General features: G+C 62.8%; 20 protein-coding genes. 2 read left to right on the top strand and 18 right to left on the bottom strand.

The annotated features are described in order from the left end of the window. Window positions 1–71 precede the first annotated feature (71 nt). Together RTK35_RS20910 and rpoS are read left to right on the top strand one after the other, a co-directional pair. On the top strand, window positions 72–926 hold the full coding sequence (locus RTK35_RS20910) for a peptidoglycan DD-metalloendopeptidase family protein (protein WP_044414298.1): 855 nt from the start codon (window positions 72–74) through the stop codon (window positions 924–926). A 103-nt stretch (window positions 927–1,029) separates the two neighbouring features. Further along, window positions 1,030–2,031: an RNA polymerase sigma factor RpoS gene (gene rpoS / locus RTK35_RS20915; protein WP_044414296.1), complete on the top strand. Its 1,002-nt coding sequence runs from the start codon at window positions 1,030–1,032 to the stop codon at window positions 2,029–2,031. A gap of 463 nt (window positions 2,032–2,494) precedes the next feature. Here the strand turns inward: rpoS and fdxA are convergent, their stop codons facing one another. The 18 genes from fdxA to RTK35_RS21005 all read right to left on the bottom strand — a co-directional run bounded on the left by fdxA (window position 2,495) and on the right by RTK35_RS21005 (window position 13,255). Then, window positions 2,495–2,818 (bottom strand): ferredoxin FdxA, encoded by a 324-nt coding sequence (gene fdxA / locus RTK35_RS20920; RefSeq protein WP_044414294.1) that lies wholly within the window; start codon window positions 2,816–2,818, stop codon window positions 2,495–2,497. 137 nt (window positions 2,819–2,955) lie between these two features. After that, window positions 2,956–5,556, bottom strand: coding sequence for a DNA mismatch repair protein MutS (gene mutS / locus RTK35_RS20925; protein WP_316908882.1), 2,601 nt, complete (start codon window positions 5,554–5,556; stop codon window positions 2,956–2,958). Between the two features lie 19 nt (window positions 5,557–5,575). Beyond that, window positions 5,576–6,556, bottom strand: coding sequence for a tyrosine-type recombinase/integrase (locus tag RTK35_RS20930; protein WP_316908883.1), 981 nt, complete (start codon window positions 6,554–6,556; stop codon window positions 5,576–5,578). Window positions 6,557–6,566: 10 nt separating this feature from the next. Then, window positions 6,567–6,764 (bottom strand): DUF4224 domain-containing protein, encoded by a 198-nt coding sequence (locus RTK35_RS20935; protein WP_243899039.1) that lies wholly within the window; start codon window positions 6,762–6,764, stop codon window positions 6,567–6,569. A gap of 60 nt (window positions 6,765–6,824) precedes the next feature. Further along, the gene (locus RTK35_RS20940) at window positions 6,825–7,310 is read right to left on the bottom strand and encodes a DNA N-6-adenine-methyltransferase (protein ID WP_316908884.1); all 486 of its coding nucleotides are present in this window, start codon (window positions 7,308–7,310) and stop codon (window positions 6,825–6,827) included. Then, window positions 7,310–7,732, bottom strand: coding sequence for a hypothetical protein (locus tag RTK35_RS20945; protein ID WP_316908885.1), 423 nt, complete (start codon window positions 7,730–7,732; stop codon window positions 7,310–7,312). The genes RTK35_RS20940 and RTK35_RS20945 overlap by 1 nt, the downstream gene beginning before the upstream one ends. After that, window positions 7,720–8,409: a hypothetical protein gene (locus tag RTK35_RS20950; protein ID WP_316908886.1), complete on the bottom strand. Its 690-nt coding sequence runs from the start codon at window positions 8,407–8,409 to the stop codon at window positions 7,720–7,722. The genes RTK35_RS20945 and RTK35_RS20950 overlap by 13 nt, the downstream gene beginning before the upstream one ends. Continuing rightward, window positions 8,406–8,648: a hypothetical protein gene (locus RTK35_RS20955; protein ID WP_316908480.1), complete on the bottom strand. Its 243-nt coding sequence runs from the start codon at window positions 8,646–8,648 to the stop codon at window positions 8,406–8,408. Before RTK35_RS20955 ends, RTK35_RS20950 begins: the two co-directional genes overlap by 4 nt. A gap of 1 nt (window position 8,649) precedes the next feature. Further along, window positions 8,650–9,474 (bottom strand): hypothetical protein, encoded by an 825-nt coding sequence (locus RTK35_RS20960; RefSeq protein WP_316908887.1) that lies wholly within the window; start codon window positions 9,472–9,474, stop codon window positions 8,650–8,652. Then, window positions 9,471–9,647 carry a hypothetical protein gene (locus RTK35_RS20965; RefSeq protein ID WP_208272946.1) on the bottom strand — a complete coding sequence of 59 codons (177 nt, stop codon included), beginning with the start codon at window positions 9,645–9,647 and terminating at the stop codon, window positions 9,471–9,473. Before RTK35_RS20965 ends, RTK35_RS20960 begins: the two co-directional genes overlap by 4 nt. Then, window positions 9,644–10,069, bottom strand: a complete 426-nt coding sequence (locus tag RTK35_RS20970; protein ID WP_316908888.1) for a hypothetical protein — start codon at window positions 10,067–10,069, stop codon at window positions 9,644–9,646. The genes RTK35_RS20965 and RTK35_RS20970 overlap by 4 nt, the downstream gene beginning before the upstream one ends. Then, on the bottom strand, window positions 10,066–10,698 hold the full coding sequence (locus tag RTK35_RS20975) for a hypothetical protein (RefSeq protein ID WP_316908889.1): 633 nt from the start codon (window positions 10,696–10,698) through the stop codon (window positions 10,066–10,068). The genes RTK35_RS20970 and RTK35_RS20975 overlap by 4 nt, the downstream gene beginning before the upstream one ends. Further along, window positions 10,691–11,017 carry a DUF4406 domain-containing protein gene (locus RTK35_RS20980; protein WP_316908890.1) on the bottom strand — a complete coding sequence of 109 codons (327 nt, stop codon included), beginning with the start codon at window positions 11,015–11,017 and terminating at the stop codon, window positions 10,691–10,693. Before RTK35_RS20980 ends, RTK35_RS20975 begins: the two co-directional genes overlap by 8 nt. Continuing rightward, the gene (locus RTK35_RS20985) at window positions 11,014–11,418 is read right to left on the bottom strand and encodes a host nuclease inhibitor protein (protein ID WP_316908891.1); all 405 of its coding nucleotides are present in this window, start codon (window positions 11,416–11,418) and stop codon (window positions 11,014–11,016) included. The genes RTK35_RS20980 and RTK35_RS20985 overlap by 4 nt, the downstream gene beginning before the upstream one ends. A 61-nt stretch (window positions 11,419–11,479) precedes the next feature. Next, entirely contained in the window at window positions 11,480–12,349 is an 870-nt protein-coding gene (locus RTK35_RS20990; protein WP_316908892.1) for a hypothetical protein, read from the bottom strand. A gap of 62 nt (window positions 12,350–12,411) precedes the next feature. After that, complete coding sequence (locus tag RTK35_RS20995) at window positions 12,412–12,726, bottom strand: hypothetical protein (RefSeq protein WP_316908893.1); 315 nt, start codon at window positions 12,724–12,726, stop codon at window positions 12,412–12,414. Next, window positions 12,686–13,084, bottom strand: a complete 399-nt coding sequence (locus RTK35_RS21000; protein WP_316908894.1) for a hypothetical protein — start codon at window positions 13,082–13,084, stop codon at window positions 12,686–12,688. The genes RTK35_RS20995 and RTK35_RS21000 overlap by 41 nt, the downstream gene beginning before the upstream one ends. 9 nt (window positions 13,085–13,093) lie before the next feature. Beyond that, on the bottom strand, window positions 13,094–13,255 hold the full coding sequence (locus RTK35_RS21005; RefSeq protein ID WP_316908895.1) for a hypothetical protein: 162 nt from the start codon (window positions 13,253–13,255) through the stop codon (window positions 13,094–13,096). Between the last annotated feature and the right edge of the window lie 169 nt (window positions 13,256–13,424).

Genomic DNA, 13,424 nt, shown 5'->3' on the forward strand with positions numbered 1-13,424 from the left:
GGATAACGTGCCCCTCAGATATAATTGGCAACAATAAGCATGACCTTGGGACGTAGGGAAAGGGGACGGGAATGAGCCTGGCCATTCGGCAGGGGATTAGCACTGGAAGCATGCGTGCACTGGCAGCGATGGTCGTCATCGCCTGGTTGGTGGCGGGGTGCGCCAGCTCGCCCAAGGGTGGTGTCCAGGTCGTGGACCGGAACAACCCGTCGGCCTCCGGCACGCAGCGACAGCCGACCACCTCCGGGCAGTACCGTGTCCAGCGGGGCGATACCCTCTATTCCATTGCGTTCCGTTTCGGCTGGGACTGGAAGGCCCTTGCGGCACGCAACAGCATTCCGGCTCCCTACGTAATCCGCCCGGGCCAGGTCATCCGTTTCGACGGCCAGACCGGCTCAACTCCCACTCGTACTGTGGCAACGGCTCCTACGACGTCGCCGTCGACCCGACCGGTTCCGCCGTCTTCGACTACCAAGACGCCGCCGGCCACTTCCAGGCCGCAGCCTGCTCCGGGTGTCTCCCAGCCCCCTCCAGCCCCGCCAGCCGGGCGCCCTGCGGGAGGTTGGGCCTGGCCGGCGGGCGGTCCGTTGATTGCCCGATTCTCCTCAAACGGAAGTTTGAATAAAGGCATTGATATAGGCGGGGAATTAGGCCAGCCTGTCTTAGCTGCGTCTGATGGTTCCGTTGTGTATGCCGGAAGTGGATTACGGGGCTACGGTGAACTGGTGATCATCAAGCACAGCGATACCTACGTGAGCGCCTATGGTCACAACCGCAGGTTGCTGGTTCGGGAGGGACAGCAGGTCAAGGTTGGCCAGACCATTGCAGAAATGGGCTCCACAGGTACCGACCGGGTGAAGCTGCACTTTGAGATTCGCCGCCAGGGCAAGCCTGTAGATCCGCTGCAATATCTGCCGCCTCGCTGATCGTTGTTCAGCCCGTCGTCCTCGTAGGTTGGACGGGCTCAGGCGTAGCCAGGGAAATGGTATCGCCAGGGCTTGTTGTCGAACTCAGCAAGGGACAACAACAATGGCACTCAACAAAGAAGCGCCGGAGTTTGATGTCGATGACGACCTGCTCATTCTTGAGCCGGGCATCGTGGATGACGTGCTGACCGAGGAGCCCGAGGCAACTTCGTCTGGCACGCGTTCGAGGCAGTCGAACTCACCCAAGCAACACAAGTACATCGACTACACCCGCGCATTGGACGCGACCCAGCTTTATCTCAACGAAATCGGCTTTTCCCCTCTCCTTACTCCAGAAGAAGAAGTCCACTTTGCGCGACTGGCCCAGCGGGGCGACCCCGCCGGACGCAAGCGCATGATCGAAAGCAACCTCCGGCTGGTGGTCAAGATCGCCCGACGCTATGTCAATCGCGGTCTCTCACTGCTGGACCTGATCGAAGAGGGCAACCTCGGTTTGATCAGGGCGGTTGAGAAGTTCGATCCCGAGCGTGGCTTCCGTTTTTCCACCTACGCCACCTGGTGGATACGTCAGACCATTGAACGCGCGATCATGAACCAGACCCGGACCATCCGGCTGCCGATCCACGTGGTCAAGGAACTGAACGTCTATTTGCGTGCGGCTCGTGAGCTGACCCAGAAACTCGACCACGAACCATCGGCCGAAGAGATCGCCAACCTGCTGGAGAAGCCTGTCGAAGAGGTCAAGCGCATGCTCGGCCTGAACGAGCGGGTGACTTCGGTTGACGTTTCCCTTGGTCCAGACTCCGATAAGACCCTCCTGGATACACTGACCGACGACCGCCCCACCGACCCCTGCGAGCTTCTGCAGGACGATGATCTGTCCCAGAGCATCGACCAGTGGCTCTCCGACCTGACGGACAAGCAGCGGGAGGTAGTGGTGCGCAGGTTCGGCCTGCGTGGTCATGAGAGTTGCACCTTGGAAGAGGTAGGCCAGGAGATTGGCCTCACCCGAGAGCGCGTGCGCCAGATTCAGGTTGAGGCCCTGAAGCGACTGCGTGAAATCCTTGAAAAGAATGGGCTTTCCAGCGACGCACTTTTCCAATAAGGCGAGCTGCCCTTGAGAACCCGGCTTCGGCCGGGTTTTTTATTGAGGGGTCTTAGCAAGTGTCCGGCCGAAGTGATAGAGATTTTGTAAGCTATCGCTTACATGTGGCGTAAGTGAAGTGTGTAAAGAGCGCGACGTGAACGGGTTTTTTAGGTTTCTATTTTTTCTATCTAATTGAAATTAAAGAATATTTTTTTGAGATAAAAAGTGAGAGCACTGTTCTCCAGCACCATGGGGTGAGCTTGTCCCGTTCAGGGAAGCCGTTAATATCACTTCCACGCGACACGGAATGGTTGCAGGCGGAGACGGATTTTTGCCAGGAACACCGCAGGATGCGGTTCATCAGGATGATGATTGGGAAACAAAGGGATAGGGACAAAAGAGTGGGCGGGCAACCGCCCCTTTTTTTGCCCGCAAGAAATGAAAAAGGCTCGCTTTGGCGGGCCTTTTCTTTTGGTGCTTTTCAGCGCTCCAGATGCTGGAGCTTGCCTTTCACACCGTCCCACTCTTCGGCATCAGAGAGGGCTTCTTTTTTCTCGGTGATGTTCGGCCAGACTTCCGCCAGGTCGCGGTTCAGTTCGATGAACTCCTGCATGTCCTCCGGTACTTCATCCTCGGAGAAGATGGCCTGTGCGGGGCACTCGGGCTCGCATAGCGCGCAGTCGATGCACTCGTCCGGGTGGATCACCAGGAAGTTCGGGCCTTCGTAGAAGCAGTCTACCGGACAGACTTCCACGCAGTCGGTGTATTTGCATTTGATGCAGTTGTCGGTGACGACGAAGGTCATTCTGATTCTCTCCTCAAGCGGCGGCATGGAAGCCCGACTTCATGGGCTTCCTGCTCTGGATCGGCTATCCCGGCTCAGGCTGGCGACCGAAGCTCGTCCAGAGCGCGCGGGATTCTAACAGCTTGTTTGCCTCGGCGTTAGATTCGTGATTTCAGGGCATAAAGCAGATCAAGTGCCTGCCGGGGCGTGAGGTTGTCCGGATCGGCCTTGGCCAGGTCCTCCAGCACGGGGTGGGGCAGGCTGGCGAACAGGTCGCTCTGCATCGGCGGCGCGGGTTTCCCTGGCGCTGTCTGGGGCAATTCGTGGGGCAGGCTGGTGGTTTCCAGCCGTGCCAGATGCTCGCGTGCTCGCTGGATCACCCCACCCGGGACGCCCGCCAGTTGCGCCACCGCCAACCCATAGCTCTGACTGGCAGGGCCTGGCAGAACATGGTGCAGGAAGACGATCCGCTCATTGTGCTCGGTGGCGTTCAGGTGCACGTTGGCCACCACCGGCTCGCTTTCCGGCAGCACCGTGAGTTCGAAATAGTGTGTGGCGAACAGGGTGTAGGCACGCAGCCTGGCCAAGTGCTCGGCAGCCGCCCAGGCCAGCGAGAGGCCGTCGAAGGTGCTGGTCCCGCGGCCTACTTCGTCCATCAGCACCAGGCTACGGTCCGTGGCGTTGTGGAGGATGTTCGCGGTTTCGCTCATTTCCACCATGAAGGTCGAGCGCCCGCCCGCCAGGTCGTCGCTGGAGCCGATGCGGGTGAAGATGCGATCCACCATGGAAAGCTCGCACCGTGCTGCCGGCACGAAGCTGCCGATATGGGCCAGCAGCACGATCAGGGCCGTCTGGCGCATGTAGGTCGACTTACCACCCATGTTCGGTCCGGTGATGATCAGCATCCGCGTGCTGTCATCCAGGGTCAGGTCGTTGGCGACAAAGGGGGTTTCCAATACCTGCTCCACCACCGGGTGGCGGCCCTGGGTGATGCGCAGGCAGGGATCGTCGACGAAGCGGGGGCGGTTCAGGTCGAGGTTGAGTGCACGCTCGGCCAGGTTGCTCAGCACGTCCAGTTCGGCCAGCGCGGCTGCGGTGTCCTGCAGAGGCGCGAGCTGCTCGATCAGCAGTTCCAGCAGGGCTTCGTAGAGCATCTTCTCGCGGGCGAGGGCGCGACTCTTGGCCGATAGCGCCTTGTCCTCGAAGGCCTTGAGTTCCGGGGTGATGAAGCGCTCGGCACCCTTCAGCGTCTGCCTCCGGATGTAGTCGGCAGGTGCCTGCTCGGCCTGCACCCGTGGCAGTTCGATGTAGTAGCCGTGGATGCGGTTGTAGCCGACCTTGAGGTTCGGCAGCCCGGTTCGGGCCTTCTCCCGGGCTTCCAGATCCATCAGGTACTGGCCGGCGTTCTCGCTGAGCGCCTGAAGCTCGTCCAGTTCCGCGTCGTATCCGGTCTTGATCACGCCGCCATCGCGGATCACCGCCGGCGGGTTGTCGATGATGGCGCACGTGAGCAGATCAGCCAGCTCCGGATAGGTACGGATGCTGCCGGCCAGGGTCTGAAGATGGGGAATGTCCAGGCCGCTCATGGCGTCCTGCAGGGCCGGCAGCGCGGTCAGGGCATCGCGCAGGCGAGCCAGGTCGCGGGGGCGGGCGTTGCGCAGGCCGATACGGGCGAGGATCCGTTCGACGTCGCCGATCTCCTTCAGCTGCGGTTGCAGCCCTTCATAGCGGTAGCCGTCCAGCAGCGCGGTGATGGAGTCCTGGCGTGCTTCCAGCACAGCCCGGTCACGCAACGGACGGTTCAGCCAGCGCCCAAGCAGCCGGCTGCCCATGGCGGTCTGGCAGCGGTCGACGACGGATTGCAGGGTGTTGTCCCGCCCGCCCGAAAGGTTGACGTCCAGTTCCAGGTTGCGACGGCTCGCGCCATCGAGGATCACCGTGTCGTCGAGGCGGTCATGGCGCAGGCTGCGCAGGTGGGGCAGGGCGGTACGCTGGGTCTCCTTGGCGTAAGCCAGCAAGCAGCCTGCCGCGCCGATCGCCAAGGTCAGGTTCTCGCAACCGAAGCCCTTGAGGTCCTGTACGCCGAACTGCTGGCACAGGCTCTTCTTCGCCGAATCCCTGTCGAAGTCCCAGGGCGCACGGCGGCGCACGCCCCGGCGCTTCTCCGCCGGCAGCCCCTGCGGCCAGTCGTCGGGGATGAGCAGTTCGGCCGGGTTGAGGCGCTCGAGTTCGGCCAGGAGGTTTTCCCAGCCCTTGATTTCCTGCACAGCGAAGCGGCCACTGGTGATGTCCAGCACGGCCAGGCCGAACAGCCGCTCGTCACCCAGCACGGCGCCGAGCAGGTTGTCGCGACGCTCGTCCAGCAGGGCCTCATCGCTGACGGTACCCGGAGTGATGATCCGAACGACCTGGCGTTCGACCGGGCCCTTGCTGGTGGCCGGGTCGCCGATCTGTTCACAGATGACCACCGACTCACCGAGCTTGACCAGCTTGGCCAGGTAACCCTCCACCGAGTGAAAGGGGATGCCTGCCATGGGAATCGCCTTGCCGGCCGACTGCCCGCGCGCGGTCAGGGTGATGTCCAGCAGCTTGGCCGCCTTCTTCGCGTCTTCGTAGAAAATCTCGTAGAAGTCGCCCATGCGGTAGAACATCAGCTGGTCCGGATGCTGATTCTTCAGCTTCCAGTACTGCTGCATCATGGGCGTGTGCTCGGAGAGCTCGGTATTTAGGGCTTCTGCGGATGCCTGTCTTTTTGACATAGGGGGTTGTGTCTAATACTCAGCGCACTTTGACCGGCATTGTCGGGGCCTGAGCGATCTTCGGCAACCGCCCCCGCAGATATCTGGCGGTCATTCTGGGGTCGCTATGGCCGCCCAGTGCCTGGGCGTTTTTGCCCTCGGCATCGGCATCCGTCAGGGACTTCGCGCGGATATCGTGAATGGTCACGTCAGGCACGCCAGCCTTCTCCCTGGCCAGCGCAAAGGCCTGCTTGATGGAGTGGTACGAGACCGGCCGGCCGGCGCGGGCGCAGAACAGGGTGAGCGTGCGCACCTTCCTCGGTAGCGCCTTGGCGCGAGCTATCACTTCCTCAAGGTCAGGCGTCATGGCCACTACCAGCTTCGCCCCGGTCTTCTGCTGCACGAACGCCACACCCTCCGGCGAGATGTCGGCCAGGCGGATGCTGATCACGTCGCTGATGCGCTGGCCGGTGAGGTAGGCCATCTCCAGGATGTTGCGCACGTAGGGGCTGCAAGCCGCCAGGATGGCCGAGAACTCTGCATCGGTGATGTAGCGGTCGCGCCGCGCCTCATGGTGGCGCCGGACCCCGACGCAGGGGTTGGAATCGACCTCTCCCCACTCCAGCGCGTAGCTGAACACGATGCGCGCCACGGACAGGATGCGGTTGCACATGTTCGGGGTGCCGGCGAGATCTACCTTCACGGCGGCGATGTGCTTCGGCATGACTTGGCGTGGCTCGAACTCAGCGAAGATGTCCTTCAGCCGCTCGGCCGCCGCCTCGTACTGGTCGACCGTGTTCGCGGCCAGGTGCTTCACCTTGACGTGGTGAGCCATTGCCCTGTCGATGAGCTCTGCCATTCCCCCGAGCGCCGCCTGGGATGTTGCCCGGGCGTAAGCCAGCAGGGCGCCCTGGTAGTCGTCACCCAGGCGCATCCACTTTCCCTTCCGCACCAGGTAGTACGCCCCGTGCTTGTGGTACATGCACGCCGGCAGATGCCTGTCCTTCTTCCTGGGACGCATGTCTCTCTCCTCACGAGCCAGTCAGGCGCAGCCTGGGCTCCCTCGTTTGCTGCTGAGCCGACCCGAGCCGGGCCAGGACTACGTCCTTCAGCACCTTCGGCCTTCCGTCAGCACCTATCACATAGCCGAAACGGCGCTCTTCAAGCCAGCGGATCTGCGCGCTGGGGCGCGTCCGCCCAGTGAGGGCGGCCACTTCTTCCGATGTCATGAACACGACGATACCTCCCCGCCGGGCATTGCCGGCAGGCTGTTGTGGGGTAGGGGTGGGTTACTGGTTGCGCTGGTCGACGTACCAGCCCAGGCCGCTTTGCTTCATGGCCTCGCAGGCTTTGGCGCCCATGCCGAGCAGCACAACGCCGTGACCAGGCGATTTGCCGATGCTGCCGTCCGGCCGGATGAACTGGGTCTTGCCTCGTGGGAACAGCAGGCCGTGCGCCTTGACGGCGTGTTGGTGGAACCAAGCGCTTGACGTGTAGGCGCGCACGATGGCGATTCCGTTGCCGTGGGCCAAAAACTTCTCCAGCCACGGGACGTGACCGTTGCGGCCACCAAACGGCGGATTCATGAAAACGAAGCCGCTCCAATCCTTGGCCAGCCCGTCATCGTGGATGGTGTAGACGCGATCCGCTGGCACCCAGTGATCCGGCCCTGGGCTGCACGGGTCCAGATCGAAGCGCACAGCCAGGGCCTTCAGCATTTCCGGCGGGGTGTACCAGTCATCAGACTGGCCGATGCAGGGTTCGTGTTCTGCCATCACTCCCCCTCCTCGGCGTTCTTGTTGGGTCGGCTTCTTCTCCAGCGCTCAACAGTTTCGCCAATGTCTTCGGGTGAGAACCCCACGCCGAAATTCCACTCAAACGCGTCGCCATCAGCCTTGCATTCGATCAGGATCGATCCGTCCGCGAGCATCAGGTCAACGTGTTTCGACTCGACCATTTCATCCCAATCTTCCGGGACTGCGCGCATCCAGTCGCCCATGACGTCGCGCACCTGCTCCACGACATCATCAATCTCGAACTCGCGCCCGCCGTGGCCGATGATCGCCCGAATGGTGTGGATTCCTCTTTCCCAGCGGTCTTTCCTGACCAGCTTCCCGTCCTGGCGAAACTCGTAATCCTCGACCTTGGCGTTACGGAACTCCGGCATGCGGAAATCCAGCTCGGTTACTTGTCGCATGGCTGATCCTCCTCGGCGTTCTTGGTGGAAGGACGCGCTGCCAGCCAATCACGAACCGCTCGGAATTCGGCGTTGCGGTAGCTGCCGAAGGCGTAGATGAAGGGCTTGCGGTGGTTGTGGCCATCGCGCGCCAGGAAGTCCTTACAGCCCTGCTCGGTGAAGCAGGCAGTGACGAAAACATCGATCTCCTTCATCGCGAAGCGCTCCCAGCCTTCGGGAATTTCGCGACAGCCCTCGTACAGCGCTTCCAGGCGGCGCGCTCGAAATTCACTCGCCACGGCATAATCTTTATCGACGTTCACCCACTCGATGTAGTCGTAGTCGTGATCCGGTGATGCAACGATCGGGCGCTTCTTCATCACGGCGAAGAGCGGGGCGTCGGTGCAGCGGTTGTCCTGGGTGCGGATCAAATGCCCGACGTCCAGCAACTCCCTCGGCACGCTCACCGCGTCGGACTGCTGCCCCCTGATGGCCTCCAGCTCGGCGCGGAGCTGGTCGCGCTCGGCTTGAAGGGCGTAGTGCTCGGTCAGCCATTCCTTGGCGTTTTCGCGTTCGCCTTCAAGCTCGGCCAGCAGGGCGTCGTAGTCGGCAGAACTCACCACCTCGCTGGGCAGAAAAACGGCTGCACTTGCGGGGATATCTCGGCCACCAATCTGGTACCGCTTCACATCGCTCATCGGTCGTTCTCCTGGGGCGGGGTGGGCTCTTCCCATTTCTGCGGCGTACCGAACAGCCGTGCCGCGTAACGCTTGCATCCCGCGATAGATCCGTATTCGCGGGGCAGCTCATGCCAAAGCTGCGATCCTGTGCGGTCGGGTGTGTTGTCGAGGCGGAAATACTGTCCGGTCCTGTCGTGGTAGACGCTGATGGTCAGCTCGTGTGGCGTGCCTGCGTTGGCAATCAATAGCGCGCCCATCTCACACCCCCTCGCCCTTGGCCAGATGCGGGTTCAGGCGCAGGAGTTCGTCCATCGCATCGTTCCATGCCTCGCACGCGACTTCCTTGCAGCAGTATCTGTCAGCCGGATCAAGGATGGTTCTGCGCTCCGGCATCACCACCGCCCTCTGCTGTTCGGATGCAGGCGGGGTGGGGGCGGCTACATCATCGCTGGCCACCAGAGCGTATTTGGCCCCGCATTTTGGGCAGGCTGCCGCCATGCAATTGGTGCTATCGCAACCTGGGCACCTGTCCTCTACCGGATCGGTTCCTGTCCAGTCACAGTCGTGGCACGCGGCCAGGCCTGTAGCAGCGTCATTGATCCCGTAGTGCTGGCATTCGTCGCATTGGCGGCACTCTACGTACACAGACCCCTCCGGCACCCCAGCAGCAGGCGGGGCGGAGAGCGCGGCGACGATGCGCTGATGCAGGGCGACAGTCATCAGGGGTTCGTCGTTCGGCAGCGCATCCAGAATGTCTTCGAGGTGGTTGCGGTACTTTCGCAGATCGACGTGGCAACTACCGTCCACGTACCCGAAGCCGTAGCTGTTCTCGCACGATGGCACCCGGACTACGCTGATCTCTTCCCCATCCTCGATATGGGCAGGGGAGAGGGGGGCGCCTTCGACTCTGGCCTGGATCATGCGCCAGGCTGGCTCGTACTCCGGCCAATCGCGTTCGATGACAAGGCTGTCCACCGGCTGCGCGCTCAGCTCGGTAAGGTGCTCCCTGATGTCAGCCTCTTGGCCCGGTGCCAGGTCTTTGAGCTTGACGACGATGTAGCGGCTCTCTCTCTGGAAGGTCACGACGACTTCTCCCTCCGCCTGATGGCGGCGATGTGTTCGGTTATGCGGGTGCTCAGCTGCTGTGCGCCGATGCTGGGGTTAACTCCCACGTATCGGTTTGCCTGGCGGAGCAGTTCGAGGGTGGATTCCAGTTCGGACTTGAGCTGGCCGGCGGAGACGGTTAGGCCGGTCATGGCGCTTGCTCCTGCTGGCGGAAGACGGGAATGGCGCCGGCCAGCTGGCGCACCTTCTGCATTTCCTCAGGCGCATAGCCCCAGATGTTCCCGTCGGTCAGGCGCTCGCGCTCTGGCCCCAGGTAGTAGGGGTGCAGCTGCTTACCGGTGCGGATGTACTCGCGGAACTCCTCCACCAGGGCGCGGAGCGTTCCGCCGTGGGTGAAGCCGCGCCAACGGCCACCCCATGGCGTGCGATGCGTGTAGACGCGCCGGCCCGAATGGTCGTCGATGAACCAGACACGGCCACGCTCGTCGACCTCCATGCTGGCGTAACGCTGCTGGCTGGCGCTGAAGAAGAACCGGCGGCCGTGATCCGCGATGATCCGGATCACCTGGTTGACGTGCTCGGCGCGCTGCTGCTTCGGGGTGAGGGCGGTCATGGCGTGATCCTCTTGAACTCGACGACCCAGACCCAGGGGTTAGCGTCCCAGCTGCCGGCGCCGTTGATGGATTCCCACAGGTCTTGGAAGCGCTGGCGCGCGTAGCCGGGGATCGAGGTGTTGGTTTGGTCGACGCCCTCGGCCAGAGCCTGCTCGTCGCTGATGTCCTGCAGCCGTTCGACACGAACGGCGGTGATCTCCAGCAGGATGCGGGAGGCCCATCGGGGCATGTGGATCGAGGGGCGCCAGGGGTATCCGCGGACCCCGACATCACAGTCGGCAAGGGGGTCAGTCGCGGCAAAACGCACCTCTTGCCCATACCCACACGCAGGCTTCACCGGCTCGTACTGACCAGCACTCAACGTGGCGAAAGTTTCCCGCACCCACAGCCGGTCGCCTGGCGCTCCGTGTGGGCATGCAGAATCAGCCAGCCCGCCCCAAATCCCCTCGCCGTTCTGCAGCTCCTGCTCGACGTGGAGCATCGTCTGGTGGATCGGGCAAGGCCAGCTATGGCCGCCCATGTTGCTGGGAGTGGGCTGCGGCTTCATCACGCGGCGCATGACCGTCATCCGCCCCTCCAGGATGGCGCGGACTCTGGGGCCGGCTAACAGGATCGGACGCTCACGCATGGCACACCTCCGGGGCAGGCTCCCGGATATCCGCAGCGTTGATACGGAGCATGCCCAGCTCACAGGCGATCTGGTGCTCCAGCCGTGCGCCCCTGGATTCGTGCCACTTCGGCAACAGGGCCACCGCATCGCAGGTCACCAGCTCGCGGATATCGACCCGCATGCAGGTCTGCCAGCAGGTGTTGGGATTGGGGTTGAGCTCGGCCGGGTTGACCACGTCGTAGCCCAGGGCGCGGAGGCGTGCGGCTTCGGCGTGGAACGCGGGTAAGTTGAGTTGGGGCAGCCCGGTCATAGGGCCGGCGAGGTAGATGCGCTTCATTCGTCGCCACCTTCTTCGTCGCCATGGCTGATGGACAGGGGGAACTTGCCGAACCACTCCTTTGCCACGGCCATGCCGGCACGGAAGCCACGCAGCGCCTCGCCGGTGAGCACGATGGGGTCGTTCTCACCCAGGCGAATCTCGGTATCCGCCGGGGTGTCGAGCACCGCCTCAAGCTTCTGGACCTTGCTGGCGTGCCAGGTGATCAGGGCCTCGGCGATCTCCCGCAGTTCGGTGTTGCTGCAGAACTCTTGCAGCATCTCGTGCAGGGCTTCCTTCTCCTGCTCAGCGATCTGTATCTGGTTGCCGCGGTCGAACGGTCCGCCGACGAGGGACCAGGCGCTCGCGAAGACCTGGGCCTGGTCCATGATGGTTTCGATGGAGATGGTGTTCTTGGACACGGGGAATCCCTCCGGCGCAGTGCGCAGAGTCAGGTGATGGGGTGAAGAAGTCTGCTAGCGGTCAGTCACCGCACATGCAGTCGATCAAGTCTTCGTCTGCAGAGACGTCGAGTTCTAGGGGTAACTGGCGGCCAATCTGATCAGCCATCCATGCCAGGGCCTTGTAGTTCGGGCGGTCCCTTCTGAATACCTGGCCGGACCGTTCCTCCGCCTCAATCCACCACTTAGCACACGCAGGGTTTTCCACGATGGCCCGGATGATCTTTTCGGGCGACTTGAGGAAGCACAGGTCGCAGTTGCCGAGATCAGAGTCGATGCCGAGGTCGAAAGGTTGGCGTGCCCAGAAGCCGTTGACGTCGGACTTCAGCACGCCCGCGTGATACATCGGGGTCAGGTTGTCCCAGCGGTTCGAGCCTTTCTGGTTTGCCGCCATCATTCGGTGGTAACGCCGGGGCTCGTCCGCGCGAATACCAATGACGGCGTCCCATGCATCAAAGCCCAGCTCATCCCGCATAAACCAGGTACTGGCCTTGATCTTCATTCGATCAGTGCACATTCGATTTACCGGGTTTGGAAGGATGGGCGGCTCGCCTTTCTCCATGCGCCTGTAATCTGCGTAGTACTGCAGCATCAGGTCAAAGGGCTCACCGTTGCGGCTGGCCGTCTCGTAGCTCACGCGCTTCCAGCTCAGGCCTTGACCGTAGATACCGTCGAACTCCAGCCACGTGATGGGGACGTTCCAATGGCGCTGGCACTCATGGATAAAGTCCAACGTCTCCGGCCGCTCCTTGCCGGTGTTCTGAAACGTGACATGCACGTCAGGGGGCAGGGCTCCCTCATGCTCCTCCAGGATGTGGTAGAGCATGAAGCCGGAGGAGCGGCCGCCACTAAAGCCGATCTGCGCCGGCCCGGTAATTCTGTAAGGTGACATGCGTTCTCCCGGGCGCACGAGGTCGCGCCGCTGGTGCGGTGTGGTGGTGTGGGGTATGGGGGCTATCTCTCTTCCTGGTCGAGCCTTTCAGCCTCTGCTGCGCCGGTCGCGCGGAGCTTGTGCGCCACGTTCTCCGATATCGTGATTTCGTGGCGCGGCACGGCGAATGCCGGGGCCGATCCCTCCGGCCCGAGGGCGTGCAGGTTCAGTGTCATTAGCTGCACCGCCTCGGATATCTCCTCGATGCCATGCCAGGTCATGAGGTCCGCCAGCTTTGCCTTGATGCCTGGCCGGACCCGGTGGCGCAGTTCTTCCTCACCCCGCTGACGCCGGCGCTCAGCCGCTTTCGCTGACCGCTGCTGCGATGTCATTGCCATTCGCGTGCTTCTCCTGGTGCTGGGCCACCAGCTCGCTCAGCGCCTTCTTCGTGAAACCATGGCGGCCGGCGAACTGGATGCCGTGTTCCTCGGCGAGGCGGCCGAGCCGTTTGCGGCAGACGCCCATCCGCCGGGCTACCTCGGTGATGTAGTAGTGGGGCGCCAGCGCCCGCAGCTGGGGCAGCAACTGCTCCCGCTCTTCGCGGTAGCGCTCCTGCTGGGTCGGGCTGTTCGTGGTCCGCTGCTTCTTCGTGCGTGCCTGGGCGGCGGCGTAGCGCCTGGGGTACTTGTCGGGGTCCAGCTCAGCAGCACAGCCCAGGGCCTTGCGCTGCTGCTCGTGGCTGCTGAACCCGGCCATGGAAATCATCTACGCACCCTTGCGAGCGAAGCGCACCACGGCCAAGGTGCCGCACACCTGGGTGAAGATGGGTGCGGTCTGGCCGTACCCGCGGCGGGCGGCGAGGGTGAGTGCATCTGTGAGGGTCTCGGCGGCGAACTCTTCCACCTGGTGGTTGCGCTGGCTGTTCATGGCGTTCTCCGTATTGGTTGGCCTGCACTCGACAGCACTCATCCATCCCGCTGGCTGCCGATGGGCGCGGGGGGAGTGCTGTCGACTGGAGGCGAAAAAAAGCCCCGGTGTGAGCGGGGCGAGTCGGTCGTGCGAGGTGGTGCAATCCCTGGCGCTGTGCCGGCGTCCT

The organism is Pseudomonas sp. zfem003 (genome assembly GCF_032621675.1).
GTDB classification, from domain to species: domain Bacteria; phylum Pseudomonadota; class Gammaproteobacteria; order Pseudomonadales; family Pseudomonadaceae; genus Metapseudomonas; species Metapseudomonas otitidis.

What these genes read in the sequence shown, in the direction of transcription:
- RTK35_RS20990 (WP_316908892.1), bottom strand. Translation starts at nt 12,349, where the DNA reads ATGTCACCTTACAGAATTACCGGGCCGGCGCAGATCGGCTTTAGTGGC.
- fdxA (WP_044414294.1), bottom strand. Translation starts at nt 2,818, where the DNA reads ATGACCTTCGTCGTCACCGACAACTGCATCAAATGCAAATACACCGAC.
- RTK35_RS20935 (WP_243899039.1), bottom strand. Translation starts at nt 6,764, where the DNA reads ATGACATCGGAAGAAGTGGCCGCCCTCACTGGGCGGACGCGCCCCAGC.
- RTK35_RS21000 (WP_316908894.1), bottom strand. Translation starts at nt 13,084, where the DNA reads ATGGCCGGGTTCAGCAGCCACGAGCAGCAGCGCAAGGCCCTGGGCTGT.
- mutS (WP_316908882.1), bottom strand. Translation starts at nt 5,556, where the DNA reads ATGTCAAAAAGACAGGCATCCGCAGAAGCCCTAAATACCGAGCTCTCC.
- RTK35_RS20945 (WP_316908885.1), bottom strand. Translation starts at nt 7,732, where the DNA reads ATGCGACAAGTAACCGAGCTGGATTTCCGCATGCCGGAGTTCCGTAAC.
- RTK35_RS20930 (WP_316908883.1), bottom strand. Translation starts at nt 6,556, where the DNA reads ATGCGTCCCAGGAAGAAGGACAGGCATCTGCCGGCGTGCATGTACCAC.
- RTK35_RS20950 (WP_316908886.1), bottom strand. Translation starts at nt 8,409, where the DNA reads ATGAGCGATGTGAAGCGGTACCAGATTGGTGGCCGAGATATCCCCGCA.
- RTK35_RS20965 (WP_208272946.1), bottom strand. Translation starts at nt 9,647, where the DNA reads ATGACCGGCCTAACCGTCTCCGCCGGCCAGCTCAAGTCCGAACTGGAA.
- RTK35_RS20970 (WP_316908888.1), bottom strand. Translation starts at nt 10,069, where the DNA reads ATGACCGCCCTCACCCCGAAGCAGCAGCGCGCCGAGCACGTCAACCAG.
- RTK35_RS20980 (WP_316908890.1), bottom strand. Translation starts at nt 11,017, where the DNA reads ATGAAGCGCATCTACCTCGCCGGCCCTATGACCGGGCTGCCCCAACTC.
- RTK35_RS21005 (WP_316908895.1), bottom strand. Translation starts at nt 13,255, where the DNA reads ATGAACAGCCAGCGCAACCACCAGGTGGAAGAGTTCGCCGCCGAGACC.
- RTK35_RS20975 (WP_316908889.1), bottom strand. Translation starts at nt 10,698, where the DNA reads ATGCGTGAGCGTCCGATCCTGTTAGCCGGCCCCAGAGTCCGCGCCATC.
- RTK35_RS20940 (WP_316908884.1), bottom strand. Translation starts at nt 7,310, where the DNA reads ATGGCAGAACACGAACCCTGCATCGGCCAGTCTGATGACTGGTACACC.
- RTK35_RS20910 (WP_044414298.1), top strand. Translation starts at nt 72, where the DNA reads ATGAGCCTGGCCATTCGGCAGGGGATTAGCACTGGAAGCATGCGTGCA.
- rpoS (WP_044414296.1), top strand. Translation starts at nt 1,030, where the DNA reads ATGGCACTCAACAAAGAAGCGCCGGAGTTTGATGTCGATGACGACCTG.
- RTK35_RS20995 (WP_316908893.1), bottom strand. Translation starts at nt 12,726, where the DNA reads ATGGCAATGACATCGCAGCAGCGGTCAGCGAAAGCGGCTGAGCGCCGG.
- RTK35_RS20955 (WP_316908480.1), bottom strand. Translation starts at nt 8,648, where the DNA reads ATGGGCGCGCTATTGATTGCCAACGCAGGCACGCCACACGAGCTGACC.